Raw genomic sequence first — 235 nt, 5'->3', positions numbered from 1 at the left:
TGACTGGCAGCCCCGCCATCCGGGCGTGACTGTCACCCTGGTGCGCGATTACGCGGTGGCCCCGGACTGGGTGGCGGCGGTGGCGGGCAGCATCCGGCAATGGTGGGAGCAGCCCGGCCGCGGCGAGCAGCTGGTGTTTTCCTTCCATGGCATTCCGCAGCGCCTCGCCGCGGCCGGCGACCCCTATCCGCAGCTCTGCGACGCCAGTGCGCAGGCAATCGCGCAGGCACTCGGC

At 72.3% G+C, this 235-nt stretch carries 1 protein-coding gene; it reads left to right on the top strand.

The window, feature by feature from the left end:
• Positions 1 to 235 (top strand): ferrochelatase (locus ACQG3P_RS23895; protein ID WP_426806438.1); only part of this gene is annotated, 235 nt, incomplete at both ends.

Origin of the sequence: Stenotrophomonas sp. SrG (assembly GCF_050031795.1) — a bacterium.
Classification (GTDB): domain Bacteria; phylum Pseudomonadota; class Gammaproteobacteria; order Xanthomonadales; family Xanthomonadaceae; genus Stenotrophomonas; species Stenotrophomonas rhizophila_A.
This window is presented reverse-complemented; position numbering and strand designations above follow the sequence as displayed.